At 71.0% G+C, this 25,000-nt stretch carries 21 protein-coding genes and 6 pseudogenes; 13 read left to right on the forward strand and 14 right to left on the reverse strand.

Translation table 11 applies throughout. The features are described 5' to 3' along the window. Positions 1–1,599 (forward strand): amidohydrolase, encoded by a 1,599-nt coding sequence (locus ACIBNA_RS11565; RefSeq protein ID WP_399165002.1) that lies wholly within the window; start codon positions 1–3, stop codon positions 1,597–1,599. Next, entirely contained in the window at positions 1,596–2,123 is a 528-nt protein-coding gene (locus tag ACIBNA_RS11570; RefSeq protein ID WP_399165003.1) for a GNAT family N-acetyltransferase, read from the forward strand. Before ACIBNA_RS11565 ends, ACIBNA_RS11570 begins: the two co-directional genes overlap by 4 nt. Before the next feature lie 13 nt (positions 2,124–2,136). Here the strand turns inward: ACIBNA_RS11570 and argB are convergent, their stop codons facing one another. Both argB and ACIBNA_RS11580 read right to left on the reverse strand, forming a co-directional pair. Continuing rightward, positions 2,137–3,042 (reverse strand): acetylglutamate kinase, encoded by a 906-nt coding sequence (gene argB / locus ACIBNA_RS11575; RefSeq protein WP_399165004.1) that lies wholly within the window; start codon positions 3,040–3,042, stop codon positions 2,137–2,139. Positions 3,043–3,097: 55 nt separating this feature from the next. Further along, positions 3,098–3,754: an isochorismatase family protein gene (locus ACIBNA_RS11580; RefSeq protein ID WP_399165005.1), complete on the reverse strand. Its 657-nt coding sequence runs from the start codon at positions 3,752–3,754 to the stop codon at positions 3,098–3,100. A gap of 176 nt (positions 3,755–3,930) precedes the next feature. Here ACIBNA_RS11580 and ACIBNA_RS11585 point away from each other — a divergent pair, with 176 nt between their 5' ends. After that, complete coding sequence (locus ACIBNA_RS11585) at positions 3,931–4,803, forward strand: oxygenase MpaB family protein (protein WP_399165040.1); 873 nt, start codon at positions 3,931–3,933, stop codon at positions 4,801–4,803. Here ACIBNA_RS11585 and ACIBNA_RS11590 read toward each other — a convergent pair. Then, positions 4,760–4,957 (reverse strand): annotated as a pseudogene (locus ACIBNA_RS11590) (substrate-binding domain-containing protein); the annotation flags it as partial. The gene ACIBNA_RS11585 and the pseudogene ACIBNA_RS11590 sit on opposite strands and share 44 nt — an antisense overlap. Between ACIBNA_RS11590 and ACIBNA_RS11595 the strand changes: the two are divergent. From ACIBNA_RS11595 to ACIBNA_RS11605, 3 genes and pseudogenes are all read left to right on the forward strand, one after another. Next, positions 4,887–5,057: a hypothetical protein gene (locus tag ACIBNA_RS11595; RefSeq protein ID WP_399165006.1), complete on the forward strand. Its 171-nt coding sequence runs from the start codon at positions 4,887–4,889 to the stop codon at positions 5,055–5,057. The pseudogene ACIBNA_RS11590 and the gene ACIBNA_RS11595 sit on opposite strands and share 71 nt — an antisense overlap. A 17-nt stretch (positions 5,058–5,074) precedes the next feature. Then, positions 5,075–5,194 (forward strand): annotated as a pseudogene (locus tag ACIBNA_RS11600) (DUF2399 domain-containing protein); the annotation flags it as partial. Beyond that, positions 5,169–5,410, forward strand: a pseudogene (locus ACIBNA_RS11605) (hypothetical protein); the annotation flags it as partial. The pseudogenes ACIBNA_RS11600 and ACIBNA_RS11605, both read left to right, overlap by 26 nt. 337 nt (positions 5,411–5,747) lie before the next feature. On the opposite strand, the gene ACIBNA_RS11610 reads toward ACIBNA_RS11605, so the two are convergent. Beyond that, entirely contained in the window at positions 5,748–5,963 is a 216-nt protein-coding gene (locus tag ACIBNA_RS11610) for a hypothetical protein (protein WP_399165007.1), read from the reverse strand. Positions 5,964–6,551: 588 nt separating this feature from the next. On the opposite strand from ACIBNA_RS11610, the gene ACIBNA_RS11615 reads away from it, so the two are divergent. After that, positions 6,552–7,565, forward strand: coding sequence for an EcsC family protein (locus tag ACIBNA_RS11615; protein WP_399165008.1), 1,014 nt, complete (start codon positions 6,552–6,554; stop codon positions 7,563–7,565). A gap of 125 nt (positions 7,566–7,690) precedes the next feature. Here ACIBNA_RS11615 and ACIBNA_RS11620 read toward each other — a convergent pair whose 3' ends face one another. After that, on the reverse strand, positions 7,691–7,873 hold the full coding sequence (locus ACIBNA_RS11620) for a hypothetical protein (protein ID WP_399165009.1): 183 nt from the start codon (positions 7,871–7,873) through the stop codon (positions 7,691–7,693). A 100-nt stretch (positions 7,874–7,973) separates the two neighbouring features. Between ACIBNA_RS11620 and ACIBNA_RS11625 the strand changes: the two are divergent. Further along, positions 7,974–8,674 (forward strand): annotated as a pseudogene (locus ACIBNA_RS11625) (IS5 family transposase). Between the two features lie 76 nt (positions 8,675–8,750). Here ACIBNA_RS11625 and ACIBNA_RS11630 read toward each other — a convergent pair. After that, a pseudogene (locus tag ACIBNA_RS11630) lies at positions 8,751–8,963 on the reverse strand (transposase family protein); the annotation flags it as partial. Positions 8,964–9,053: 90 nt separating this feature from the next. On the opposite strand from ACIBNA_RS11630, the gene ACIBNA_RS11635 reads away from it, so the two are divergent. From ACIBNA_RS11635 to ACIBNA_RS11645, 3 genes are all read left to right on the forward strand, one after another. Beyond that, positions 9,054–10,421, forward strand: a complete 1,368-nt coding sequence (locus tag ACIBNA_RS11635) for a cytochrome P450 (protein ID WP_399165010.1) — start codon at positions 9,054–9,056, stop codon at positions 10,419–10,421. A gap of 14 nt (positions 10,422–10,435) precedes the next feature. Then, a complete protein-coding gene (locus tag ACIBNA_RS11640) occupies positions 10,436–10,888 on the forward strand; it encodes a hypothetical protein (protein ID WP_399165011.1) in 453 nt (150 codons plus the stop codon). A gap of 1,153 nt (positions 10,889–12,041) precedes the next feature. Beyond that, the gene (locus ACIBNA_RS11645; protein WP_399165012.1) at positions 12,042–12,530 is read left to right on the forward strand and encodes a GNAT family N-acetyltransferase; all 489 of its coding nucleotides are present in this window, start codon (positions 12,042–12,044) and stop codon (positions 12,528–12,530) included. Positions 12,531–13,704: 1,174 nt separating this feature from the next. Here ACIBNA_RS11645 and ACIBNA_RS11650 read toward each other — a convergent pair. The 8 genes from ACIBNA_RS11650 to ACIBNA_RS11685 form a co-directional block, all read right to left on the reverse strand. Next, a complete protein-coding gene (locus tag ACIBNA_RS11650; protein WP_399165013.1) occupies positions 13,705–14,904 on the reverse strand; it encodes a threonine aldolase family protein in 1,200 nt (399 codons plus the stop codon). A gap of 70 nt (positions 14,905–14,974) precedes the next feature. Further along, positions 14,975–16,255: an MFS transporter gene (locus ACIBNA_RS11655; RefSeq protein WP_399165014.1), complete on the reverse strand. Its 1,281-nt coding sequence runs from the start codon at positions 16,253–16,255 to the stop codon at positions 14,975–14,977. After that, positions 16,248–17,495, reverse strand: a complete 1,248-nt coding sequence (locus ACIBNA_RS11660; protein WP_399165015.1) for an acetyl-CoA carboxylase biotin carboxylase subunit family protein — start codon at positions 17,493–17,495, stop codon at positions 16,248–16,250. The genes ACIBNA_RS11655 and ACIBNA_RS11660 overlap by 8 nt, the downstream gene beginning before the upstream one ends. Next, positions 17,492–19,123, reverse strand: a complete 1,632-nt coding sequence (locus ACIBNA_RS11665) for a class I tRNA ligase family protein (protein WP_399165016.1) — start codon at positions 19,121–19,123, stop codon at positions 17,492–17,494. Before ACIBNA_RS11665 ends, ACIBNA_RS11660 begins: the two co-directional genes overlap by 4 nt. Continuing rightward, positions 19,120–20,223: an NAD(P)/FAD-dependent oxidoreductase gene (locus ACIBNA_RS11670; RefSeq protein ID WP_399165017.1), complete on the reverse strand. Its 1,104-nt coding sequence runs from the start codon at positions 20,221–20,223 to the stop codon at positions 19,120–19,122. The genes ACIBNA_RS11665 and ACIBNA_RS11670 overlap by 4 nt, the downstream gene beginning before the upstream one ends. Then, the gene (locus ACIBNA_RS11675; RefSeq protein ID WP_399165018.1) at positions 20,216–20,593 is read right to left on the reverse strand and encodes a cupin domain-containing protein; all 378 of its coding nucleotides are present in this window, start codon (positions 20,591–20,593) and stop codon (positions 20,216–20,218) included. The genes ACIBNA_RS11670 and ACIBNA_RS11675 overlap by 8 nt, the downstream gene beginning before the upstream one ends. Continuing rightward, positions 20,590–21,822, reverse strand: coding sequence for a lysine N(6)-hydroxylase/L-ornithine N(5)-oxygenase family protein (locus tag ACIBNA_RS11680; RefSeq protein WP_399165019.1), 1,233 nt, complete (start codon positions 21,820–21,822; stop codon positions 20,590–20,592). Before ACIBNA_RS11680 ends, ACIBNA_RS11675 begins: the two co-directional genes overlap by 4 nt. Positions 21,823–21,838: 16 nt before the next feature. Then, entirely contained in the window at positions 21,839–23,101 is a 1,263-nt protein-coding gene (locus ACIBNA_RS11685) for an ATP-grasp domain-containing protein (protein ID WP_399165020.1), read from the reverse strand. Positions 23,102–23,267: 166 nt separating this feature from the next. Between ACIBNA_RS11685 and ACIBNA_RS11690 the strand changes: the two genes are divergently transcribed. Next, positions 23,268–23,825: a hypothetical protein gene (locus ACIBNA_RS11690; RefSeq protein ID WP_399165021.1), complete on the forward strand. Its 558-nt coding sequence runs from the start codon at positions 23,268–23,270 to the stop codon at positions 23,823–23,825. A gap of 469 nt (positions 23,826–24,294) precedes the next feature. Next, positions 24,295–24,909 (forward strand): annotated as a pseudogene (locus tag ACIBNA_RS11695) (GlxA family transcriptional regulator); the annotation flags it as partial. Positions 24,910–25,000 lie beyond the last annotated feature (91 nt).

A 25,000-nucleotide genomic window follows, 5' to 3' on the forward strand; every position in this document is an offset into this window, starting at 1 on the left:
ATGCTCTGCACCAGACTGACGAACGCCCGTTTCGTCACCATGGATCCGGCTCACCCCGTCGCCCACGACCTGGGCATCTGGAAGGGCCGGATCGTCGGCCTGGACGAGGCCGTGACCTCGCTGCCCGCACGGGAGGTGATCGACCTTCAGGGCGCCACCGTGCTGCCCGGGTTCATCGACGCCCATGTGCACCTGGCGTGGACCGGCTTCAAGCAGAACACGCCGAGCATCGCCGGCCGCACGCGGATCGACGACGCGCTGGCCGTCGTGGAGGAAGCCGTCCTCCGGAAGGGCGCGCCGGGCGCCTGGGTGAGCATCGCCGGCTACGACCAGCGGGCCCTGGGCCGTCATCTGACCGCCGCCGAACTGGACCGGGTGAGCCACGGACGCAAGGTGTTCGTGCTGCACGACTCCGGACACGGCTGCGTCGTCAACACAGCGGTCCTGGACCTGCTCCCGGCCGGTGTCCCGCACGAGAACGGCTTCCTCGCCGAGGGCGCGATGGGCGCCGCCCGCGCACTGCGCCTGCCGTACTCCCAGGAGGAACTCGCCGAGGCGATCGGACGCGCCGCCCGGACCTGCGTCGCCGAAGGCGTCACCGCCTGCGCCGAGGCGGGCATCGGCGGCACCCTCTTCGGACACAGCCCGGTCGAACTCGGCGCCTACCAACTCGCCCGCGAGAAGGGCCTGTTGCCGCTGCGGGTGCAGCTCATGGTCGCCGCGGACCGGCTGCGGCCCGTCGCCGCGCACGAGGCCGACGGCATCCCCAGGGCCCTCGACCTCGGCCTGCGCACGGGCTTCGGCGACGACTGGCTCTGCGTCGGCGCCCTGAAGGTCTACACCGACGGCGGCATGATGGCCCGTACCGCCGCGCTGAGCAGCCCGTACGAAGGGCTGGACCACACGGGCCAGTTGCAGGACGACCCGCAGACGCTCACCGAGACGATCGTGGCCGGCCACCTCGCCGGCTGGCAGCTCGCCGTCCACGCCATCGGCGACCGCGCGGCCGACGTCGCCCTCGACGCCCTGGAGCGGGCCCAGCGCCTGCGCCCGCGCCACGGCGTCCGGCACCGCGTCGAACACGCGGGCCTCATCCGCCCCGACCAGCTCTCGCGCTTCGCGCGGCTCGGCGTGAGCGCGGTCGTCCAGCCCAACTTCCTGCGCTACTTCGGCGACGACTACGCGGCGATCATGGGCGAGGAGCGGGCGCCCTGGCTGTACCGGGGCAAGGGATTCCTGGATCACGGCATCACCCTCGTCGGCAGCTCCGACCGGCCGGTCACCGACGGATCCCCGCTGCGGGCCGTCCAGTTCATGGTCGAGCGCGCCTCCGAGTCCGGCCAGGTGATCGGCCCGGACGAGGGCATCACCGTGGAGGAGGCGCTGCGCGCCTACACCGTCGCCGGGGCCTATGCCTGCCACTGGGAGGACAGCGTCGGCAGCCTCTCCCCGGGCAAGCGCGCCGACCTGGTCGTGCTCGGCGACGACCCGCGGCGCGTCGACACCTCCCGCATCGGCGACATCGAGGTGGTGGCGACGTACGTCGACGGTCGCGATCGACGCGACGGCGGATTCCGCAGCGGGGAAGGGAAGCGTTGAACACGGCCACGCCGCGCACCGCACCGCCGTTGCCGCGTGCTCCTCTCACAGCGATCTCCGCCGTACGCCCCGCCCGCCCCGAGGACGCCGCCGCACTCGCCGCCCTGTCCCAGCCCTTCGTGCATTCGGGGGCGTTACGCCGACGGCCCGTCTCGCTCTATGCCGCCCACGCGGCCGACTTCCTCGTGGCCGAGGGACCCGACGGCGCCTTGGAGGGCTGCCTGGCCCTGCGCGTACACGCGGCCGACGCGGAGGAGGGGGGCCGTGGTCCCGCGGGCGTTGTCTACAACTTCTGCGTCGCCCGGCACCGGCAGGGCAGCGGACTGGGAGGCCGACTGCTGCGTGCCGTGCTGGTCAGGGCGCGCGCCCAGTCGGTCGGCTCCTTGTTCACCGCGACGGTCGGCAGCGGCAGCCTCTTCCTGCGGCACGGGTTCGCCCCGGCCGGCGTGCGCCTCGCGCCCGCGGCCTGGGCGACGTCCCTGGACCCGCGCCGCAACGCGCGCGTCCTCGCGCGAACCCTGTGACGGCCTCGGATCCTCAGGCGAGGCTCGCCCCGGCGCCCGGGCCCTGCTCCGCAAACACCGTCGTGCCGGGACTGTTCAGGCCCAGCACGCCCCGCAGCAGTGCGTGCGGCACACGGCCGTCGAGCACGTGCGCCCCGCGCACGCCGCCGCGGACGGCCCGCAGGCAGCCCTCCATCTTCGGCAGCATCCCGGCCGCCAGCCCCGGCAGCAGCGCGGCCAGTTCGTCGGCTGTCAGCCGCTCGATCACCTCGGTGCTGTGCGGCCAGTCGGCGTACAGTCCCGCCACGTCGGTGAGCACCACCAGGCGGGCGGCGTCGAGGGCCACGGCCAGGGCCGACGCCGCCAGATCGGCGTTCACGTTGTAGACCTGCGTGTCCTCGCCGCGGGCCACGGGGGAGACGACGGGGATGTGCCCCTGCTCCAGGAGGGTGCGCACCGCGCGCGGGTTCACGTCGACGACATCGCCGACCAGACCGATGTCCACCGCCCGGCCGTCCACCCAGGCCGGCCGCCGTACCGCCGTCATGGTGTGCGCGTCCTCGCCCGTCATCCCCACGGCGAGGGGGCCATGGGCGTTGATGTGGCCGACCAGCTCGCGCTGGACCCGGCCCGTCAGCACCATGCGCACCACGTCCATGGTCTCCGGGGTGGTGACCCTGAGGCCCGCCTCGAAACGGGTCTCCAGGCCGAGGCGGTCGAGCATCGCGCTGATCTGCGGTCCGCCGCCGTGCACGACGACCGGGCGCAGGCCCGCGCGCCACAGCTCCACGACGTCGTGGGCGAACGCCTCCTGGAGGCCGGGGTCCACCATGGCGTGGCCGCCGTACTTGACGACGACCGTGCTGCCCCGGAGCTCCTTTGGCGGGCGGAGCTCTTCGGGGGAGCAGGTCGCGACCTGGTCGGCTTGGGTCACGCTCACGGAGCCACTCCATTCATGGGCAGGCCAGGACTTCCGACGGACAGGGGGAGCGTCGTCACGCGTTCCGCCGCTCCTTGTGGAGGAGCAGGCCGCGCAGCAGGGAGTCGGTCGTGCAGACCACGCCGCTGCGCGCGGCCCACCGAAGGGCCAGGGCGTGTTCCTCGGCGGAGATGTCGGCCACCGCGTCGGCGACGACGAACGGCTGGATGTCGTTCATGAAGGCGTCCGCCGCCGTAAGCAGGACGCCGAGATGTGCGTGCACCCCGCAGATGATCAGCTGGTCGCGGCCCTTGGAGCGCAGCAGTCTGCCGAGATGGCTGCGCAGGAAGGCGTTGTGCCGCACATTGGCCAGCAGATGCTCGCCGGGGCGGGGTGTGAGGGGCGCGATGATCGCGGCGGCATCCGGCTCGTCCCCGATGCCCGGCCCCCACATGTCGGCGACCAGACCGCGCGTGCCCGGCGGCTGCCCGGCCGGCTCCGCGCTGAAGACGACCGGCAGGCCCAGGGCGTCGGCGAGTTCGCGCAGCGCCACGATGTTGTCGACGAGTTCCACCACGGGGGAACGCCCCGCCGGGAACGCCCCGACGAAGTGGTTCTGCATGTCGTGCACCAGCAACGCCGCACGTGCCGGATCGATCCTCCAGGAGACGTGCGGGCGGGGGAGGCAGGAACGATCCGGCATCGGGTACGAGTCGATGGTCGGCAAGCCCACGGTGGTTCCCTCCCCTGATGACGCACCGCACGGATCCGAACTCACGAGTACTGCTTAGCTTAGCCTAACCTAATTAAAATACTAACGCTCACCGCGTGCGCCCGGACAGCGCGTGCCGGGCTCCGGCCAGCCGCTCCCGCAGCTCGGGGACGACGTCGCAGAATGGGACCATGGACATGGACGTCCTCACGGTTTCCGGCGTGCGGGACAGGCTCGGCGAGGCGCTCTTCAGGCGCGTCGCGGGGCCGGACGGTCCCGCCAACCGGGATCGCATCCACAACACCCCGGGGCCGCGATGGTTCGGCGCGGAACGGCCCATCCGCGTCGTGCACGGCGACGCCTCGATGTTCATCGGCGGACTGCGCGCCCTGCTGCTGCAATCCCTGCACCCCCTGGCCATGGCCGCCGTGGCCGCTCATTCCGGATACCGCGGCGACCCCTGGGGGCGGTTGCAGCGCACGAGTACGTTCCTCGCCGTGACGACCTTCGGAACCGCCGAAGACGCCCGCAGCGCCGTCGAACGGGTCCGCGCGATCCACGAGCGGGTCAAGGGGGCGACAGCGCAGGGCGAGCCCTACTGGGCCGCCGATCCCCACCTGCTCGAGTGGGTGCACGTCACCGAGACGGACAGCTTCCTGCGCGCCCACGAGCGCTTCGGGGCACGGCCCTTCGCATTCACCGACTACGACGCCTACGTGGCGGACACGGCGAAGGTGGCGACGGCCCTCGGGGTGCCGGACCCGCCACGGACGCGGGCGGAACTCGAAGCACGCCTGGCCGCGTACCGCCCGGAACTCCGTGCCACCCCGGAGTGCCGGACGACCGCGCGCTTCCTGCTGCTACAGCCACCGCTGCCGCTTGCCGCCCGGCCCGCCTACGCTCTGCTCGCCGCCAACGCAGTGACGTCCCTCCCGGAGTGGGCCCGCAGGCTGCTGGGGCTTCCGCGCGTCCCCGTGTTCGAGGACGTCGCGATACCGCTCACCGGCCATGTCCTGACCAGGGCGATCAGGTGGAGCATGAAGCCCCCGCCGGTGGGCGACGTCCGGTGAGGATCGCCGGCCGCACGCGGGGCGGCGAGGCGAAGGGTCGGCGGACGGTGGTCAGGAGTGGGGCGGAGGTACGGGCTGCGGAGGTGTCGTCGAAGCCCCCCACGCTGACGTCCTCCGGCACCCGCAGTCCGTACACCCGGGCGGCCTCGATGACGCCGAGCGCCGCCTCCTCGTTGGCGGAGAAGACGGCGGTCGGAGGGTCTTCCGTGACCGATGCTGCCGTCGGTTCCGGCGAGCAGTACGGCGCCCCCTGAGCTGCGCCTCGGGTGGCGTGTCGACGGTCGGTCTAACCATTCTGTACACGGTGACGACGGCCGACTGCAGGTCTGTCTACGACGGCGACTTCGACTGGTCTGGCATCGCGGGCCGCCGAGGCACTGCTCGACGCCACCCCGCCCGGTGGCTGTCCCGGCAGTACGCCCTCACCGCCCTCGCCCAGCGCCGTCTGCGCCTCGGCCGCTACGACACCGACAGCGCGGTCGCTCCTGTCCAGCGGCCCGGTGACGAACGGCTCGACGCGCAGGCCCTGCTGAACAGGTCCACGCGCGCGGGCGGCCCCGAACGGCTCCTCGGGCTGCGCGGCCCCGAACGGATTGGACTCGCCGCCTCCGATCTGCAGCGTCATCACCACGCCGAGCGGGTAGTCCAGCGTCACTGTCGCGATGATCGCCCTGATCCGGTCGTTGTCCCACTTCCAGTTCCGTTGGAAGTCGGGCAGTTGTAAGGCCCCGGACGCGACACCCTGCCGCGCGTATGGAGAGTGATTCCTGCAGCGCTCTGCGGTGACCGTCAACCTGTTCGCCGAAGAACGGGATCACCGCGAGCACCGTCCAGTTGAGGTTGCAGGCCCACGGATTCAGAGAGCGACAGCAGGCTCGCCGCGGCCTGTGGCGCATGCTGCAGACAGGGGCGGCTCGCTATCCAGCGGGCCGCCCCTGAAGGCGCTACCTGTTGCGCTTCACGTGGTTGAGCACGTTCATCCCCGCGCTGAGGACGGCGATGAACGCACCACCGCTGCTCGTGAGAGTCGTCAACGGGCTGACATCGAACGCCATCGTCGTGACGGCAGTGCCGAGGGAGACCACACCGGAGACGAGAGCGACGATGGTGATGTCACGCGCCGGATGGTGGCACGCCTGATGGGTCGAGTTGGTCGACACCGTTCCTCCATTGACTTGTTGGCTCGCTTGCGGGAAGAGGGCACGACTCACCGAGGTGAGCGGTCCTTCCCAGCGATGCGCGTACGAGCTCTACGGAGCCCGCAACCAGCAGGTTGCTGGTAAGTGCGCGCATGAAGAGCGAGTCAATGAGTCTCCCGGGAACGCGGTGTCGGTCTGCGGAGCCATTGTTCCGCCCTCAGTTGTTACTGCGCGGACAGTCCAAGAGGCATGGCCGAAAACCACCGGTGTGTTGTCCGACTGCGACCTCCGCCTGGGCGGTACTCAGCCGCAGGGTGCCAGTTGCCGGTGGGGGCAGCGTCGGCCAGCTCATCCCGCCTTGCCTCGTCGTCCGAGTGGACATACTCCCGGCGTATGTGGCCGTTTTACTGCGCGATGCGTCCTAGCTCCTAGATCATGTGAATCAGTGTGTGGTGACCGGCCTTTCTTGAAGGAAATGTTGCTGCTCAGCAACCCGCAGGTGGCCTGTGCGGTCGACTTCGGACATCGACCCCCACACTGCGGCTTCACCCACGTGTCGGCTGGTAGGCATCGTGGACGCGGCGATCACAGTCGAAATGGAGAACCTCAATGAGCACTTACGCCGACCCACTCGTCGACGGTGCAACCCCGATGAGCGAGTACGAGGGGCAGGTGTGGGACACGCTCAACGAGCACTGGCAGCGCCGCAACAACCGCCGTGGTCTGCCGAACTGGGCGAGCGCCGCCCTCGGTCGCACCGGTGAGGTCGCGGGAAACGCCGTGAGACGGGTTACGGACGCTGTGCCAGAGGCGGTCACGGAACCGATCCGTCGCGCAGGCGACGCGGTCGCCGACAAGGCCATGCGACCGGCGCTCGCAGGCGCGGCAGCGTTGCTCGAGCTGGTCAACGACTGGGCCATGGAGCTCAACGACCCGAAGAACGTCGAGAAGCTCGCCCGCAAGCAAGGTTTCGAACTCGACAGTTTCACCGAGCTACGGCAGCAGGATCTCAAGGTTTGCGACCGGCTGCTGTCCCGCAACACCCTCAGGTGGCGCACCGCCGGCGCGTTCGAAGGTGGCGCCATGGGCCTGCTGGCCATGGTCCCCGTCGCCGGTATTCCCGTCGCGATGACAGCGGACATCCTCGTCATCCAGGTCCTGAGCACGTCGATCGCATCGCGCATCGCGTACTCCTACGGCTACGACGCCAAAGACCCCAAGGAGCAGGAATTCATCCAACGCCTGGTACAGCGGTCCTTCATGGCGCAGGCGGCCAAAGCCAAGCCGTTGCGTGAGACCGCACAGGCGGCGAACGCGGTGAAAGGACGCCTGAGGTGGTCACAGAAGCTCCGCCAGGACCACCGCCTTCTGGCCGCCCTTGAGAAGTTGATGCAGCAGCTGGGCCCGGCCGGCTCCAGGGTGCCAGTCAAAAACGTCGCCAAGGTCGTGCCGTTCGTGGGAATCCTCATCGGTGCCGGCATGAATGCCGCGGTCCTCGGCAGGGTGGCCGCCGACGCCCAGCGGTACTGCCAGACCCGCTTCCTGTGTGACAAGTACGGGCTGCCGCTGCCGGCCGCACTGGCGACCGACTGGGACGACGCCCCCCAGACCGACGCCACGTGAGTGATGGCCGCCGGGTTCACGATGCGGCCTCTGCGGGTCCCCACTTGCGGGCGAGTACCCGCGCTCCGTCAGGTCGTGCTAGCGGTCCGTCTTCCCGCGTCGTCGTACAAGGTCGAGGACCCTGATCACTTCTTGGGCTTCTGGAGTTTGGCGGCAGGAATGCGCTTCTTGCCCATCTCGATGATCAAGCCGGCGGCCTTGAACGTGAGATTGAGGGCAACGGTCTCGGGAACCTGCTGGTCGGTGCCGAGGTGCCCGGTGATGTAGCCGCCCATCCGGACATCCGGGTCCAGGCGCTTGAGGACCATGTAGGCGATGGGCTCGGCCTCAACCTCGTTGCGTGCGTGGACTTTCGCTGCACGTGTTGTGGCAGCTCATCTCTTTGATGGGCTGAGCAGTTGATCGGATGTGTCTGTCCGGTTGGTGATCAGTGATGCGATGTGGGACCGGATCGAGCCGTTGATGCCGGCGATCCGGTCCGTGGACGACGGTGGGCGGATCACCGCCGCACGATCGAGGTCATCGCGTGGATGTACCGCACCTGCTCGCCCTGGCGCGACCTGCCCGCAGAGCTCGGCTCCCTTCAAAACAGGATGAGTCCTTCCCCGGCGAGCCTGCCGACCACGCCCTCGGACGCTCCCGGGGTGGTCTGAGCACCAAGGTCCACCTGGCCAGCGACCTCCATGCCCGGCCCCAGGTCATCACGGTCACCGCCGGACAGGCAGGCGACGCACCGGCGTTCACTGCCGTGATGGCCGCGCTGCGAGTGCCTCGCACCGGGGCCGGACGCCCCCGTACCAGACCGGACATGGTGATCGGGGACCGGGCGTACTCCTCCCGCGCGATCCGCTCCCACCTGCGCGAGCGGCGCATTCGGGCGGTCATCCCGCAGCCGGTGGACCAAGCCCGCAACCGGCTCCGGCGCGGCGCGCACGGCGGCCGGCCACCAAGCTTCAACGCCGATGCCTACAAGCAGCGCAACGCGGTCGAGCGGTGCATCAACCGCCTGAAGCAGTGGCGCGGCCTGACCACACGAACCGACAAACTCGCCATCGCCTACCCAGGCCGCACTCCACCTCGCCGCCATCCTCATCTGGGCCCGCAGATGACCAAAGAGACAGAACCTAAAGGGTGTTGCAGAAGGCTTGGTGGCGGGCATGTCTGGGTGACGGCTGGCCTGCTGTTTCACCCTGCCATGGCAAGGTTGTGCATGGTGGCTACGGCCTGGACGGCGTGATGGAGGCCGTCGCCCCTTTGGCGGCAGTCGCGGAGGACCTTCCAGTTCTTCATCCGGGCGAAGGTGTGCTCGACGCGGGCCCGCACGCGCCGGTGTTCGGCGTTGCCTGCCTCCTGGCCGCGCAGGAGGGGACGTCCGGCTCGTCTGCGGTGCGGGACGAGGTGGCGCAGGACACGTTCATGACAGGATTGCGCTGGGGAAAGTTCAGGGAAGTCATAGGGGTGCCCAAGATTGACGTGAAGGGATGACCCGTGACGTCCACTGCGCCTCCCCCCATACCTCGGGCCGCAGGATCGTTTCCGTTCATCGGCCACGCTCTGAAAATGCGCGACAACCTCGGCTTCATCGACTCGCTGCGCGAGACACGGGAACCACTCGTCGAGATCGTCCTGCAACCCGGGACGCGCACTGTCGTGGTCCAGGACCCGGCCCTGATCCACCAGATGCTCAAGGCCCTGGCGCCCACCCTCGACAAGGGCCGACTCTACGACAAGCTGGGCCAACTGCTGGGTGACAGTGTCGTCACCGCCACCGGCCGGACTCACGTACGCAAACGTCGCCAGGTGCAACCGGCGTTCGCCCACACCGAGATCAGCCGGTACGTCGACATCATGCGCGCCGAGGTGACGGCCACGGTCGCCGGCTGGGAGCCCGGGCGGGCCCTCGACGTACGCGAGGCGATGGTCGGGCTGAGCCTCGACATGCTGGCCAAGACGGTGTTCTCCGGCAGCCTCGACGACGCCGTCTTCCGACGTCTGCGCAGCGACCTGTCGGTGGTGATGAACGACGTCGGTGTGCGCATGATGCTGCCCGACTGGGCCGAGCGCCTGCCGCTGCCCTTCAACCGCCGCTTCGACCGGGCCCGGGCCGGCGTACGCGCCACCATCAACACCGCCGTCGACGAACTGCAGGCCTCCGGGCACGACACCGGGGACATGCTCTCCATGCTGCTGCGCGCCGTCGACGAGGAGACCGGCGAGCCGCTGACCGGGGATCAGATCTGCTCCGAGATCCTCACCCTGGCCGTGGCGGGCACCGAGACCACCGCGTCGGTGCTGTCCTGGACGCTGTACGAACTCGCCCGCCACCCCGGCATCGAGGCCCGGGTCCTGGCCGAGCTGGACGGGGTCCTCGGCGGACGGCCGGTCGCCTTCGACGACGTGACCCGGCTGCCGTACCTGAACCGGGTGATCACCGAGACCCTGCGGCTGCACCACCCCGGCTGGCTGGTCACCCGCCGTACCACCGAGGAGACCCGGCTCGGCGAGTGGACGCTGCCCGCCGGCACCGAACTGGCCTACTGCCAGCACGCCCTGCACCGCGACCCCGAGCGCTTCCCCGACCCGCTCACCTTCGACCCGGACCGGTGGAACGACGCCGCGCAGGAGCTTCTGCCAGGCGCGTTCCTGCCCTTCGGGGAGGGCAAGCACAAGTGCATGGGGGACCGTTTCGCCCTCACCGAGATGGTCACGGCGCTCGCGACGATGCTGCGTTCGGTACGGCTGGAACTCGCCGAGGGCCAGGTCATCCGCCAGGTCGCCCGGCTCACCGTACGGCCGCGCGCGCTTCGGATGACCGTGCGCCCCCCGGAACCGTCCCGAGCCGGGGTCGGCCTCTAGCGCGTGTCTCTTCGATGGGGGCCGGCGACGGCACTTGGGAGATGATCCTCGCCGCCGTCCTGGCGGCGGCGGACGCCGATGACGACATCGACTGGACGGTTTCGGTGGACTCCATGGTCGTGCGGGCCCACCAGCACGCCGCCGGAGCACTCAAAAGGGGGCGGCCCACTCCGGCGAGCCCGCCGATCACGGTGCTCGGACGCTCCGGCGGCGGGCTGAGCATCAAGGTCCACCTGGCCGCAGACGGCCGCGCACGGCCCCTCGCCTTCACCGTCACCGCAGGCCAGGCAGGTGACGCACCCGCCTTCGAGACGTGCCACCTCATCATCCGGCCCGCGCCCCGGACGAACTCTTATGGGAAGCGATGGCCGTGCGACTGCGACCAGTCCGGCAAGACCGCATCCAGACACGGGCCACTCTGCGGCGTCGGGGCGGTTCCCCCGGGGCAGGCGAGTCCCTTCCCTTAACGCCAGCCCTTGCGGACGAACCCTGCAACTTTCGAATACCGACACCCCCCAGTGTCGCCGTGACACCACCGAGGCCGTCATCGGCGCCAACACCGGCACCCTGCACCGCCCCCAGACCCTTCTGCTCGGTCGCTACGACAACGAGCGCGCGCTGCGCCCGGTCGGCCGCAGCAGCCTCGTACACCCAGATACAGCCCGGCAGCTCGCCGGACAGCTCATCCGGCCCGCCCGGGCCACCCGTGGGAGGGCGTGCGGTTCACCAGGTCATGGGGTTCGCGCTCACCACTGGACGTGATCCTGGTCGAGCCCGATCTCGTTGCGGAGGTCGAGGTCGACACCGCCCAGGACCGCGGAGCCCGGCGACACCCGGTCAGGCTCGCCAGGCTCCGGGAGGACATGGCGCCTGGCGATGTGGCGGCCTTCGGGGAGGGAGCGGTAACGGCCGCCGGGTGACCGCAGCCGATCAGCCGGACGAGTCCTTGGCGGGCGAGGCATCGGCCACCCGACAGGCCAGGCACAGCGGGTTCTCCAGGGGAGCGACTGTGGCGCGAAGCTAGCCGGGGGGGCTGCAGGTTGCAGCGTCGGGCGCGGGCGCCGTTGCACTCGCCTGTCCTCTTTGGAAGCACCCGAAGCAAGGGCGCAGCGACGACAGGCGTTGTACGTCCGATGTGCAACACACGACCCAGGGACTTCCAGGTCACATTCGTTTGCTGATGCAAAGTTCAGCGTCTCCGGGTGTGTCTGCGGCACATCCTGTCCCCTCGAGGCTGCGCGTCGCGCGGGGAAGGACGCATGGAGATCCCGTGCGCGGCTCCAGGTCGATGTCCCCGGCTCCGAGGACGGTGAGGGCGCGGCTCCAGCCGTCGGGGACGGCGAACAGGTCGAGGATGAGCCGCCTCACGAGGCCAGCCCGAAGTCGTCCTGCACAGGCTGGCTGTCGCTGCGGCAGGCCCAGGGGAAGCAGCCGGTCGACCACTCCGTTCTCCGGCTCCTCCGCGGCGGTTCGGGCGTCCAGTTGCTGCTGGCGGGCGACGCGGCAGTGCCGTGGTCGATCGGGGCCTGGGCCAGTGGTCCCCGGGAGCGGTGCAGGAACGCCTGCCCGAGCAGCCGACCCGCCGCACGAAGGCGCTCTCCGGTGCGAAATACTCTCCCGATGAGTGCACGCACTTCCCCGGTCTGCCGGCCGATCACGATACGGAGGGCCGTCGCGCGGGATGCCAAACGGCTCACGCGGCTCGTGCGTGGCTCAGGCGCCTACGAGGGTAAGTACGCAGCCGCGGTGGCGGGCTACCGGGTCGGTCCTGATTACATCGAGGCCCACCGCGCCTTCGTAGCCGTCGGCGCCGACGAGCCCGGAGGCCGGGTCCTCGGGTTCTACTCGCTCGTCCTCGCTCCACCGGAGCTCGACCTGCTGTTCGTCGCTGACGAAGCGCAAGGCCGGGGTATTGGACGACTGCTCGTCGCGCACATGCAGTCCGAGGCCCGTGCCGCCGGGCTCGACCGCGTCAAGGTCGTGTCGCATCTTCCCGCCGAGGGCTTCTACCACCGCGCAGGTGCAGTGCGGATCGGGACCGTGCTCGCGAACCCGCCCGCCGTGCCGTGGGACCGTCCCGAATTCGAGTTTCGCATTCCTTCGGAATGACGCGGTCCGGGCACTGGAGCCCTATGGCCTGACACGAAACCCTTCTGGCGCCGGCCCCCGGCCCTGCCTCCCCGCGGGGCCCCGTAGGGGCGTCTGTGACAGCGTCGGTGATTGGGCGAGAGACCTGTCGGGGGACATCCAGGCGGGGGGGTGGCAGCTGGGAGGGTGACGAGCAGGGCGGCTTCGCCGGTGTGATGGACAACGTCATCAACGGCCCGCCAGCAGCGCAGCACCGACGCGGCCGCCATCGGCTCCGTCAGGTGCTGCTTGCGCAGCGTGGGGGGGCGAGGTAGTCGTTGATGAAGGTCTTTTCCTGGTCGGCCGCTCGGGCATCCAGAGTGGCGTGTTCAGTGGGTCGAGGCGCTCGGCGGTGGCTACCGCCCAGGTGATCCATGCCTCGGCTTCGGTTCTCGTCTGGCCTGGGGGCAGTGTCTCGACTCGCGTGCGTACGGCGCTCACGTATTCGGTCAGCCGGGTCGCGTGGCGCCATGCCGCTTCCTGCGCTTCGAAGTGCCTGACACGGTACGCCTCGGCGTACTGGACGCGGGCCTGTGAGCCGGAGGGCACGTCCTTGGACGGGCTTGGTCAGGCCCAGCGGCCGGGGTTCGTTGCATGGCCAGCACCACGCTGTGCGGCCGAGGGAGTGGGAGGGGACAGGAACGAGGTCGAGCACGGCAAGGCGCCAGGCGGGGATGTCGATGAGCTCGATCTCGTACCCGTCACGGCACCGGTGCTGGGTGGCCGGTGGATGTAGGCCGGCGTCCCGGGTGTGACAGCGTGATAGCGGAGGACGGCCCGCACTGCGGAACGAGGATGCTTCCGTCTCAGCTGGGAGGGCGAGGAGGCCGGCGGACAGCCGAAGAGCCGGCGGTCCGCGGCCCTGGAGATCCGCTTGCGGCGGACGGGGCTAGTACTCCAGCAGTATTTTGGTGTCTGACCTGGGACGATGCCGGGCGGCTGGAGTGTGGCGGGACGGTAGCTGATCAGGGGCGGTCTCTTCGAGGCTGCCCCTCGATCGTACGACGGCGTCGCTGGTAGTGGCAGCGGCGGGCAGCCTCCTCACGTGATCACCCAGCATGCTGCCGAGCAGTGGGACCTCGAACGGGACGGCCTCTTCGTGCTTCTCCTGCCCGAGGGCCAGGGCGCTCGCCTGCCCCCCAGGCTCCGCCGCCGGCTACTTCGTCTTGCGGTTCGCGGAGAAGGCAGGCTCTTTCCCCAGCACTTCGATCGTCTCTTCCAATTCGCGGACCTTACGGCGCAGTTGCACCAGTTCCTCGCGCTCGGCCAGGGTCAGCGCGCCCGCCGGCCCCTGGCCTCGCTCCGCCGCCAGCTCCTCCGCAATCGCCGCCGCGAACGCGTCCACGTCGCCCTCGGTGGTGTCGAAGGAGGTCATCCAGCGGACCTCGCCGGCCTGCTCGTCCCAGGTGTAGAAGCGGAAACGCTTCTGGAGACGCTCGGTGACGGCCGGCGGCAGGACGGCGAAGATCTGGTTGGCCTGCACCGGGCGGGGGATCTCCAGGCCCGGCAGTTGGCGCACCGCCTCGTACAGCCGCTGGGTCATCGCGTTGGAGCGGGCCGCCGAGCGCAGCCAGAGGTCGCCGCCCAGCAGCGCCTCGAACTGCACCGACACGAAACGCATCTTGGAGCCCAGCTGCATGCTCGTCTTGCGCAAGTGAGCCATGCCGCGCACCGCGTCCTCGTTGAGCACGATCACCGCCTCGCCGAAGAGCAGCCCGTTCTTGGTGCCGCCGAGCGAGAGGACGTCCACGCCGGCGTCGGTGGTCATCTCACGCAGGGACACGCCGAGGGTGGCGGCGGCGTTGGCGAGCCGGGCGCCGTCCAGGTAGACGAGCATGCCGAGGTCGTGCGCGTGGTCGCAGATCGCACGGATCTCATCCGGCGTGTAGCAGGTGCCGAGCTCGGTGGACTGGGCGATCGAGACGACCTTGGGCCGGGCCCGGTGCTCGTCCTCGAAGCCCCATGCCTGACGGTCGATCAGCTCAGGGGTGAGCTTGCCGTCCCAAGCGGGCACCGTCAGGAGTTTGATCCCGGCGACCTTCTCGGGAGCCCCGCCCTCGTCGACGTTGATGTGGGCCGACTCGGCGCAGACCACGGCGTCCCAGCGGTCGAGCATGGTCTGCAGCGCGACCACGTTCGCGCCGGTGCCGTTGAAGACCGGGTACGTGTGCGCGGTGGGGCCGAAGTGGCCGCGCACCACTTCCTGGAGGCGCTCGGTGTAGACGTCGGCGCCGTAGCTGACCTGGTGGCCGCCGTTGGCCAGGGCGATCGCCGCAAGGATCTCGGGGTGCGCACCCGCGTAGTTGTCGCTGGCGAAGCCGCGCTCGTCCGGGTCGTGTCGTCGCTGTACGGTCATGGTGCTCGCTTACTTGTCTCGGTCGGACGGGTGTGACACATGTGGTCCGGACGGGCGCCGGCCGGTCCGCTCAGGCCGGCGCCGGCTCCGTCCGCGCGCGGGCCTTCTCCAGGCCGCGCACCAACGGCGGCGCGGCGAGCCCGAGCAGGGCGAAGAGCGCCGCGAGGACCAGCCAGCCGGTCCCCGCCGCGCCGACGACCAGGGAGGTCATCAGCCACGGCCCGGCGAACTGCTGGAGCCCGCGCCCCAGGGAGAACACCGCCTGGTACTCCCCCTGCCGGCCCGCCGGGGCGAGCCCGAAGGACAGGCCCCAGCTCGCCGACGCCTGGTACAGCTCGCCGAGGACGAGCACCAGCGCGCCGCCCAGTAGGGCCGCGCTGTCAAGGAGCGCGCCGTGCCCCCCGCTCACCGCGAAGACCAGGCAGGACGCCCCCAGCGCCCACCCCGCCCAGCGCAGCATTCGTGCCGCTCCCGCCGGGGTACGCGCGCCCCTGCTGACCGCGACCTGGAACAGCAGCACCAGGACGGTGTCCAGGATCAGCAGCCCCGACACCAGCAGCGCGGGCGCGTCGGTGCTGGTGACGATCCACAGCGGCAGACCGACTGTCAGCAGCGGGTGGTACAGCTCCAGAGCGCCGCACACCAGCGCGACCGCCACATAGCGCACGTCCCGCAGCGCAGCACTGCGCAGCACCCCGCCCGGCGCCTCGGCGGCGGTGGCCCGGGGCCCGGCGCCCGCGGGCAGCCGCATCCCGAGCAGCACGGCGACGGAGACCAACTGGAGGGCGGCGTTGGCCAGGACCGCGGCGTACAGGGCGGTCGAGGTGCCGGCCGCGATGGCGGCTCCGGCCAGCGCGGCGCCGCCGAGGAAGCCCAGGTTGAACAGGCTGCGCATCTGCGCGCTCACCCTGACCCGCTCCGCCTCGCCCACCAGCGCGTCGGTGAGCGACGCAAGGAGCGCGCCCGCCGAGGTCTCCAGGACCGCGATGGCGCAGGCGACCGCGAGGAACCCGGCGAAGCCGTCCACCAGGCAGTACGCGGTGAAGCCGGCGGCCGCGAGCAGGAAGTTGACGGTGAGTACCCGGCCCGCGCCGAGCCGGTCCGCGAGTCGGCCGATGGGCACGGTGCAGACCAGACCGCAGAGCCCGGCGACCGACAGGGCGAGGCCCACGCGCTGGGCGGGGATGCCGAGGGTCCGGGTGAAGAACACGGCGCTGGAGGTGAGGAACACCCCGAGCCCCAGGGACTGGATGAGCGTGAGGACGCCGAGTCTGCGCGCGTTCCCGGCGGCCGGAACGGTCTCCCGGAACCAGGCGCGCAGCACGGCGCCGTACCGGCGCGCCTCAGCCATGCGGCTCAGCTCCCTCGGCCCGCTCGGTCCGCAGCCCGTACACCTCCATCGCGGTGTGCACGGCGGCGCGCACCCCGGCGGCGCTCCGCCCCCGGAACCGGAAGATCCCGCAGCCCTCGTCATAGCTGCCGGGCCCGGTCATGATCTGGCCGATCGCGGGCAGTTCCTCGTGGTAGATCTCGGGGACGGCCGACCTGGGCGAGGTGCGCGCGACGATCCGTCCGGGCAGGTCGCGCGGAGCGGGGTAGATGAGCCAGCCGCCGGCCCGGGGCCCGACCGGTTCGGACGGCTGCCACAGCGGGGGCAGGCCCAGGGCCGCCCGGAACGCCTCGGCGAACAGGTCGATGCCGTAGAGGTCGACGTGCAGGAACGGCACCTGCGCGCCGCCCGGCCGCAGCCCGACCTCCAGGAACACCAGCTCGCCCCCCGGACGCCGGATCGCCTCCAGGTGGAACGCGCCGTCGCGCAGCCCGAGCGCCCGCAGACAGCGGTCGGCGAACGTGGTGAGCTCGTCGCGCTCGGGGCCCGGGTCGAGCAGGACCGAGCCGAGCGGGCGGCCGTGTGCGTAGTCCAGGCAGGTGTGGACGTACTGGGAAGCGGTGACGAAGTGGAGGCGGCCGGAGCGACGGACGCCGTCGACGTGGAAGATGTCCCCGTCGACGTACTCCTCGCACTCGTACGCCTCGGGGTCGACGCCCCCCAGCGCGTCGCGCAGTTCGTCGGCGCTGTGGACGACCGTGACTCCCTGGGAGCCCGCCGCGGCGCGCGGCTTGAGGACCAGGGGCAGACCGCCGAGGGCGTCTACGACCATCTCCGCGGTGGGCGCGTCGTCGAGGCGCCGGAACCGGGGAACCCGCAGTCCGGCCGCGCCCACCGCGTTCTTCATGGCGGGCTTGTCCTTGAACCGCTCGACGAGGTCGAGACCGTAGCCGCCGGGGACGCCGAGTGCGGCCGAGAGCCGGGCGGCCGTCAGGATGTCGTACTCGGACTGGCCGAAGACGGCCTCGGGCGTGCCGTGCCGGTCCGCGATCTCCCGTACGAGGGGCAGCAGGTCGTCGTGGGCGAGGCTGTCGCGCACATGGACCTCGGTCGCCCCGTCCTGGTCGAGCGCGGGCAGCCCGCCGGGCGTGGTGAGGTACACCGTCCGGCATGGATGGCCGTCGAGGAAACGGTGGTATTCGCCGAACTCGTCGCCGGAGCGGTTGAGGACGACGTACAGCGGGGTGGTCCGGTCGGTCACGCGTCCGCTCCCGGTCGCAGGGTGTCGGGCAGGCAGGCGTCCAGATCGGCGGCGCTCACCCGGCCGAAGCCGGGCGCGGGCCGGTCCCGGTGGGCCGGGGTCCTGGCGAGGAAGGCCGCCGCGCGAGGCTCTCCGGCGCCGCCGAGGCGCTGCCAGACGAGCTCGGCGAGGTCCGGCATCACCGGGAACGCCAGCAGGGACAGGCCCTTGAGCCACCAGTAGGCGCCGTCCTCGGCCGCGTGGGCGACCGCGTCGTCGGCGCACCAGCGGTCGAGCGCCGCGACCGCGCGCCGGGTCGAGACACGGGCGCCGTCGAGCGCCGCGGACTGCTCGGCGAGCAGGGATTCCAGGAGGTCGGCGGCGGCCGGGGCGGGCGCCTGCGGCGGCCCCTCGGGCAGCCGGCTCCAGGCGGCGTCGATCCGCTTGCCGAGGCCGTCGGCGAGCGTGGCGTTCGCGGTCTGAAGGAAGTCCGCCGTCTCGAAGCTCGCCGCCCCGGACTCCAGATCGGCCCCGGCGAGGTAGTACCGGACGGTGTCCACGCCGATGGCGGGCGACGCGGCGATGTCCGCCGCCCAGACGGCGTGCCGGGCGCTGGTGGAGAACTTCCGCCCGGCCAGCCGGTAGAAGTTGTTGATCAGGCACCGGTCGTACGGCTTCATGTCGCCGTGCAGCAGGCTGGTGCCGACGATCGAGACCAGGGTGGGGATCACGTTGTCGATCCCCAGGGTGGTGATGGTGGTGACCCCGGAGTCCGGGTCGAAGGCGTTCACGCCGGTGCCGGAGAGCCGGCCGTGGACGGCGCCGGCGAGACGGGCGAAAATGAAGATCCCGGCGTACGGGAAGAGGGCGCGCGGCACGTCCGGCTCGGGTCCGGGCAGCGGAAGTCCCCACGTCTGCGGGGCGCTCAGCCGTACGGTCAGGCCGCCGCGCTCCAGGAAGCGCGCCACGGTCGCCCGGTAGCGGTCGGCGACGCCCAGGTCCACGAGCGTGGTGTCCAGGAGGTCGCGGTCCGGCAGCCGCAGGAAGAGGCTGGAGATCTCCCGCCAGGTCAGCGGCCCCTCGTCGAGCAGGGGGCGCGGCTCGACGACCGACTCGGGCAGGAAGTGCGCACTGCACTCCTCGCAGAAGTAACTGGCGATGCCCGCACCGCACTCGGGGCAGCGGCCCTGGAGCCAGCCGCCCACCACCCAGCGGTCAGACGCCGCGCAATAGGGCACGCGCTCGGTGCGCGTCACCACCGCGCCCCGGGCCGTCAGCCGCTCCATCGAGGCGGCGACCTCCTGCTCGAACTGCTCTCGCCAGGGCTGCTGATCGGGGACGATGAACGCGTCGACGCCGATGCGCAGGGCGGCCAAGTCGTCCTGGATGCGCTGTCCGTAGCGTGCGGCGACCTCGCCGGGCGTGGAGTTCTCGGCGTGCGCCTTGAGCGCCACGTACGACTCGTACACATCGCTGCCGGTGATCACCAACGGCAGGTCGCCGCGGACCCGCAGATGCCGCGCGATCATGTCCGACCACAGGAAGGGGCCGCCGATGTGGCCCAGGTGCAGGGGGCCGTTGGGCGTGGCCTCGGGCGGCACCAGGAGGTAGTGCCGGGGGGTGTGCGTGTCCCCGGTCAGCAGGCTCATGTTCGCGGTCTCCCGTCGAGCAGGTTCAGTGCGTCCTCGGCCATGGCCGGGGCGAGTCGGTAGCCGGAGCCGGAGCCGCCGATGGCCATGACCACGTCGTCGCCGCCGACCGTGTCCACGACCGGCAGATGGCCGGGGGTGAAGCAGTCGCTGAAGACCCGGCCGCCGAGCAGGTGCGGCAGGAATCCCGGTACGTGCCGGGCGAGCAGGGCCCGGGCGAGTTCCCGGTCGCGGGCGTCGATGGCGAGCGGTTCGTCGGGGCCGCGGTCCCAGTCGGGCGAGGTGATGCTGAAGATCCAGTGGCCGCCGGGGCGGTGGGGCAGCAGGAAGGCGTCGGCGTCCTCCAGGACGAGTGCCGGGGCGCCCGGCGGGGGCGGCGTCATGATGTGGAACGCCACCACCTTCTTGACCCGGGCCCCGCGCTCGCGGGCCGCCGACGCCACCGGGCCGTCGAGGACCCAGGGGCCGGGCGCGAGGACCGCCTTGGCGGCGGTGATCCGGCTGCCGTCGGCGGCGACCAGTTCGACGCGCCCGCCCGTACGGCGTACTTCGGCGACCCGGAAGCCCTCCACGAGGGTGTTGTCCGGGCGGCCGAGGACCTCGTCGAGAAGCCGGTCGGTGAGCCATTGGGGCTGACCCACCGTCATGGGGGCAGTGGCCAGGACGACTTGGTCGTCGTCGTGGGAGAGCCCGGGGAACGTCCGGTCGAGCAGGGCCCGCTGCTCCCTGGTGACCGGGCGGGTGCGGCCGCCGTCGGCCATGGTCGCGTCGAGGGCGGCCGTGTTCTCGCGCGTCACCAGCCAGCGGACGTCGACCGGCGCGCGTCCGGCGTCGCCGAGTCCGGCGTCGAGCTCGTCGAAGAGCGCGGTGCTGCGGGCGGCCAGGGCGCGCTGGGCCGGGTTGTGCCCCGTGGGTGTGTCGAACCCGGCCGAGAGACGGGTCGCGCCCGTCCCCCGTCCGGCGTGCGTGATCACGGCGACGCGGCGGCTCGGGTCCCGGCGCACGGCGTAGTACGCGGCGAGGGCGCCGACCGCGCCCGCGCCGACGACGGCGAGGTCGTAATGGGGCGCCTCACCGGTCCTGGTGGTGCGCTCACTCATCGGGCGCCGACCACCAGAAGGAGTAGATCACCAGCTCCTCGCCCTGGTCGGCGAAGATCTCGTGGACGGCCTGCGAGGCGAAGCCCACCAGGGAGCCGGGCCCGACGAGCGACCGTTCGCCGTCCACCTCCAGGGTGCCGGATCCGGCGTGGACCACCCAGATCTCCTGGACCGCGTGCTGGTCGGGCGAGCTGGTCCCGCCCGGCGGCACGGTGAAGCGGGCCGCCTCGAACGGCACGCGGGGGAAGACCGAACGGGCGAAGTCCGCCTCGGTGACGGTCACTCCGTCGGGTTCCACCTCGGTCGGACCGAAGGGGACCAGGACGCCCACCGCCTCGGCCTGGAACTGCGGGACCTGACGAGCGGTCATACCGGATACCTCGTTTCACCCAGCATGCTGTTGAGGATGACCGCGCTGCGCCAGGCGAGCAGGCTGAGATTGGGATCGGCGACGCCCCAGGAGTGCCGGGCGCCGTTCTGGAGGTAGATCCGGTTCTCCGCAGGCCCGTCCCATGCGACCGAGAAGTCGTCGCCGACGACGAGCATCCCGCCCTCCCGCCGCAGCCGAGCGTCCAGCGGAGCCATGAAGTCCGGCAGCGCGTAGGCGTATCCGGTGCTCAGGATCACGATGTCGGCCGCGAGCACAGCGGGTGCGGAGCCCGGGCCCGAGGACTCGACGACGAGCTTCCATTCGTCGGGGCCACCCTCGATCGCGGTGACCGCGCAGTCCGCCAGGAAGCGCAGCCTGCCGGGGGTTTTCTCGATGAACTCGTCGCGGTAGCTCAACCGGTAGATGTCCTGGAGGACTTGGAGGTCGATACCGTCGCTGGTGTACTTCTGCCGCTCCAGGAGTCGGGCCTTGTGGTCGGAGGGCAGCGCGTGGAAGCGGCGTACGTAGTCGGGCGTGTAGAGGTCGTTGGCGAACGGCGAGTCGTCCATCGGCAGGAACGACGAGCGCCGGCTGACCCACGTGATACTGCCGGGGTCCGCGCCGGCCGCCAGGTGGCGCACGATCTCCGCGCCGCTCTGCCCGCCGCCGACCACGACGACCCGCCGTCCGGTCACCTCGGGGGCCCGCAGCAGGAACTCCCCGGGGTGGAAGACGGTGGGGCCGAGTAAGGGACGGAACGGCTCGGGGACGGACGGGGTGAGCCCAGTGCCGAGCACGAGGTGACGTGCCGTCACCTCGTGCTCGCCGGTGCGGAGGTGGAAGGCCCCGTCGTGGAAGTCCACGCTGTGTACGTCCGCCCCGAACGTCAGGCTCGGCAGCCGCCCGGCGACCCACTGGAGGTACTGGTTGAACTCGGCGCGCAGGACGGCCGGGAAGTCCGCGGCCAGGAACCGGTAGAGCCGGCCCTCACTCGCCAGGAACGACAGGAACGAGAAGGGACTGGTCGGATCGACCAGCGTCACCAGGTCCTTGAGCGGCGAGACCTGGAGGGTGGCCTCGGGCAGCAGCAGTCCGGGGTGCCAGGAGAAACTCTCACGGCGTTCCAGGTGGGCGCCGCGCAGCCCTTCGACCGGATGCGCGAGCGCGGCGAGGCTCATGTTCGCGGGGCCGATGCCGACGGCCGCGTAGTCGAGTATGTGTGCGTTCATGGTGGGAACCGCCGGGTCAGGCCGGGACGACGAGGTCGCCGAGCTCCTGCCAACGGTCCAGGGCGCCCTGCGGCGAGTCGGCGGTGAACAGGGCGTGGCCGAGGCGCGAGCGGCAGTCCTCGACGCCTGGGATGGTCTCGCCCGGTGCGAAGTACACGGCGGTCTCGGTGACTTCCGGCAGTGCCTCCAGCTCCGGCCACCCGGTGAGCTCCCGGTACGAGGAGCGGCCCGCGGCGGAGAAGAAGCGGATGCCGGCGCTCTCGGCCTGCGGCCGAGCGAAGGCGCCGGCCGCCTCCAGGTCGACGCCGAGCGCGGTGGCGACGGCCACCCTGGGCAGGCTGACGCCGGTCACGAGCCGCAGCAGCTCCACGATCCGGTCGCCCGGCAGCCGGGCGCCGATCTCGATGAGCACCGGACCGTCGGCGGTCAGGCGCAGTTCGCAGTGGAAGGGGCCGCTGGTGATGCCGACGGCGCGGACGACGTCGCCGACGTACGCCTCGACGTTCTTCAGGGTGGCGTCATCGACGGGCGCCGGGGTGAGGTGGCCCAGCTCCACGAAGTCGGGCTCGGGGCCGAGCAGCGTGCGGCTGAGGGCGACGACGGTGACCTCGCCGCTCCCCAGGACATAGCCGTCGGCGCTGAACTCGGGGCCCTGGACGTACTCTTCGACGAGCACCCGGTGCTCGTGCAGCTTGCCCATGTCGGGCTCCGGGTCGGTCACGAGCCGCTGGAACGCGGCGGTGAGCTGGTCGAGGTCGTCGGCGCGGCTGACGTGGATGCTGCCGGAGCAGGCGACCGGCTTCAGCACGCAGGGGAAGCCGACCCGTTCGGCCGCGGCGCGCAGTTCGGCGTCGTCGGTCGCCTGGGCGAAGCGCGGGGTGCGCAGCCCGGCCTCCGCCACGGCGGCTCGCATGACGCTCTTGTCCCGGACCCGGTCGACGGTCGCCACGGGCAGGCCGGGCAGGTCCAGTGCCGCGGCGACGCGCGCGGTCGCCGTCACATAGATGTCGGAGCCCGGCAGCGCCGCCTCGAACGGCTCGGCCCGGTGTAGTTCGAGCACGGCCGCTTCGAGGGCGGCCTGGTCGTTGGTCTCCACGGTCAGCACCGAGTCGGCCGCCGCGCGCACAGCGTCGGAGAGCCGGCGGTCGCCGGAGTCGGCGGTGGCGACGACGACGCGCAGTCCCATCTCGGCCGCGACGCCGATCAGGGTGGCGCCTCCGGAGGAGGCGGGTTCGACCACGAGGACGCGGGCAGGACGAAGTGCATCTGTGTGCGGCAAAGCGAAATCCCCCGGGGCAGAGCTGTATGGACCGGACTCGCGATCGCGATCCTGATCGTGATCTTTCTAACCGGGCGCCTTGGTCCCGGTCAATGGATCACCGCAAAATTATCCGCGAGAGCGAACCTGAGCCGCATAATTTCCGGTACGAGAGCCCCGTCAGCGCATGCTCGGCTCCCGGAAGCGACCGAACGCCTTCGTGAAGATCCTCAGCGGCGAGACGTCCCCCTCGGCCGGCCCCGGCACGGGCGGCCAGCGCCGACTCCGCCGCCTCCCGGTACAGGTCGCAGGATCGCGTCATGGCTTCCAGCGCCGTGGCGTACCGGGCGCCCATGGCCTGCGCGTGGACCAGCTCCTCGTCCGGGGTGAGCAGGTGCCAGCCGTGGCGCAGCCGCGTCAGGACCTGCTCGGCGTCGGCCGGCAGCGGCTGCGGCCGTGCGGCGCACTACTTGATCCTGTCGAACTTCCGGCCGTCGTCGCCGGGGCCGGAGTAGGCCGCGAAGGTCGCCAGCGCCTGGTTTTCGAGCTCCAGCCGGTCGACCAGGAAGAGGATCCGGCGGGCCCGGGCGTGCCGCAGCAGACGGTGGTCCGCGTGACGGCTGTGACCGTCCGGCCGCCCCCAACAGTGATCTGGGCCATGGCCCGGCGCTCGCCCCGGCGCAGCGAGCCCTCGAACGCCCGCACCGCCTCGTACTGCACCGGTCCGAGGGAGTCCCGGGGGTAGCCGTCATCACCGAGGTCCGGAAGACGGTGGTGCACGCGGCCCTGAAACGTGGCGCCTGGGGGCCGGTCGCGGCTTCGCGCAGCCAGCGGGCGACGGTATCCGGCTGGTGGAAGGTGAAGACCTCCCGGGGGCGCGGCCTGGCAAAGTTGCCGGAGATCGCCTTGGGCCCGAGCACGGGGTTCTGCTGTCGGAACCGGACCGTCACCGTCTGTTGGTCGACGTGGTGGTAGCCCTGATCCGACCGACGAGGCCGCAACAGTGAGTCTCCGCACACCGGACGAGTCAGTCGTGTTCTTGAAGTCGCCGGCCGCGACTACGCGGTCACGTCCCCCGCCCGCAATCACACCAACGACCAACCTGGCCATTCCGACCTGATGTGTCGTCAGGTAAGTCGGCATCTGATCAGCACCGCGGCAGGGCCTGCTGCCCCACCCTGCACGCCACTGACCTGCTGAAAACCGACCGCTGGGCAGCGGGTGTTCCACAGCGCAAACGCGCCACGGCCCACTGGTCGACCGCGCAGCAACTTGCCGCCGACCACTTGTCGGTCGAGGTCGACGCCGACCCGATCTTCGTACGCGACCAGGATGTGTGGACCGGCGCGGGGATCACCGCCTGCCTCGATCTGTCCCTGGCCCTCGTCGCCAAGGACTTCGGCGAGGCGGTCGCGCTCCGCGTCGCCCGGCAGCTCGTGATGTACCTGAAACGCCCCGGTGGCCAGGGCCAGTGCAGTGTCCCGATGCAACCACTCTCGACCACCCGCCGCATGGACGACCTACGCCACTACATCACGCGGAACCTCGCCGGAAGCCTCACCGTCGCCGATCTCGCCGCGTACGCCCATGTCAGCGAGCGTCGGATCACCCGCGTATTCACCAACGAACTCGGCATGACACCCGCCGCGTACGTCGAGTCGGCCCGCGTCGAAGTGGCACGCAACCGCCTCGAGTCCACCGACGACACCCTCGACCGTGTTGCGTCCGCCTGCGGCTTCCGGACCACGGACACGCTCATCCGCGCGTTCCGCCGGAAGCCCCGCACGACACCGACGGAGTACCGCAATCGCTTCCGGCACACCCGCTAGGTGTATTGACCCGCAGGGTTGTTCACGCGGGTGATGGGTGGTTGACCTTCGAGTGCGGTGTGGCAGCGGTGGTGGTTGTAGGTGTGCAGGA

This window comes from Streptomyces sp. NPDC050164 (assembly GCF_044459945.1).
GTDB lineage: Bacteria > Actinomycetota > Actinomycetes > Streptomycetales > Streptomycetaceae > Streptomyces > Streptomyces coeruleorubidus_A.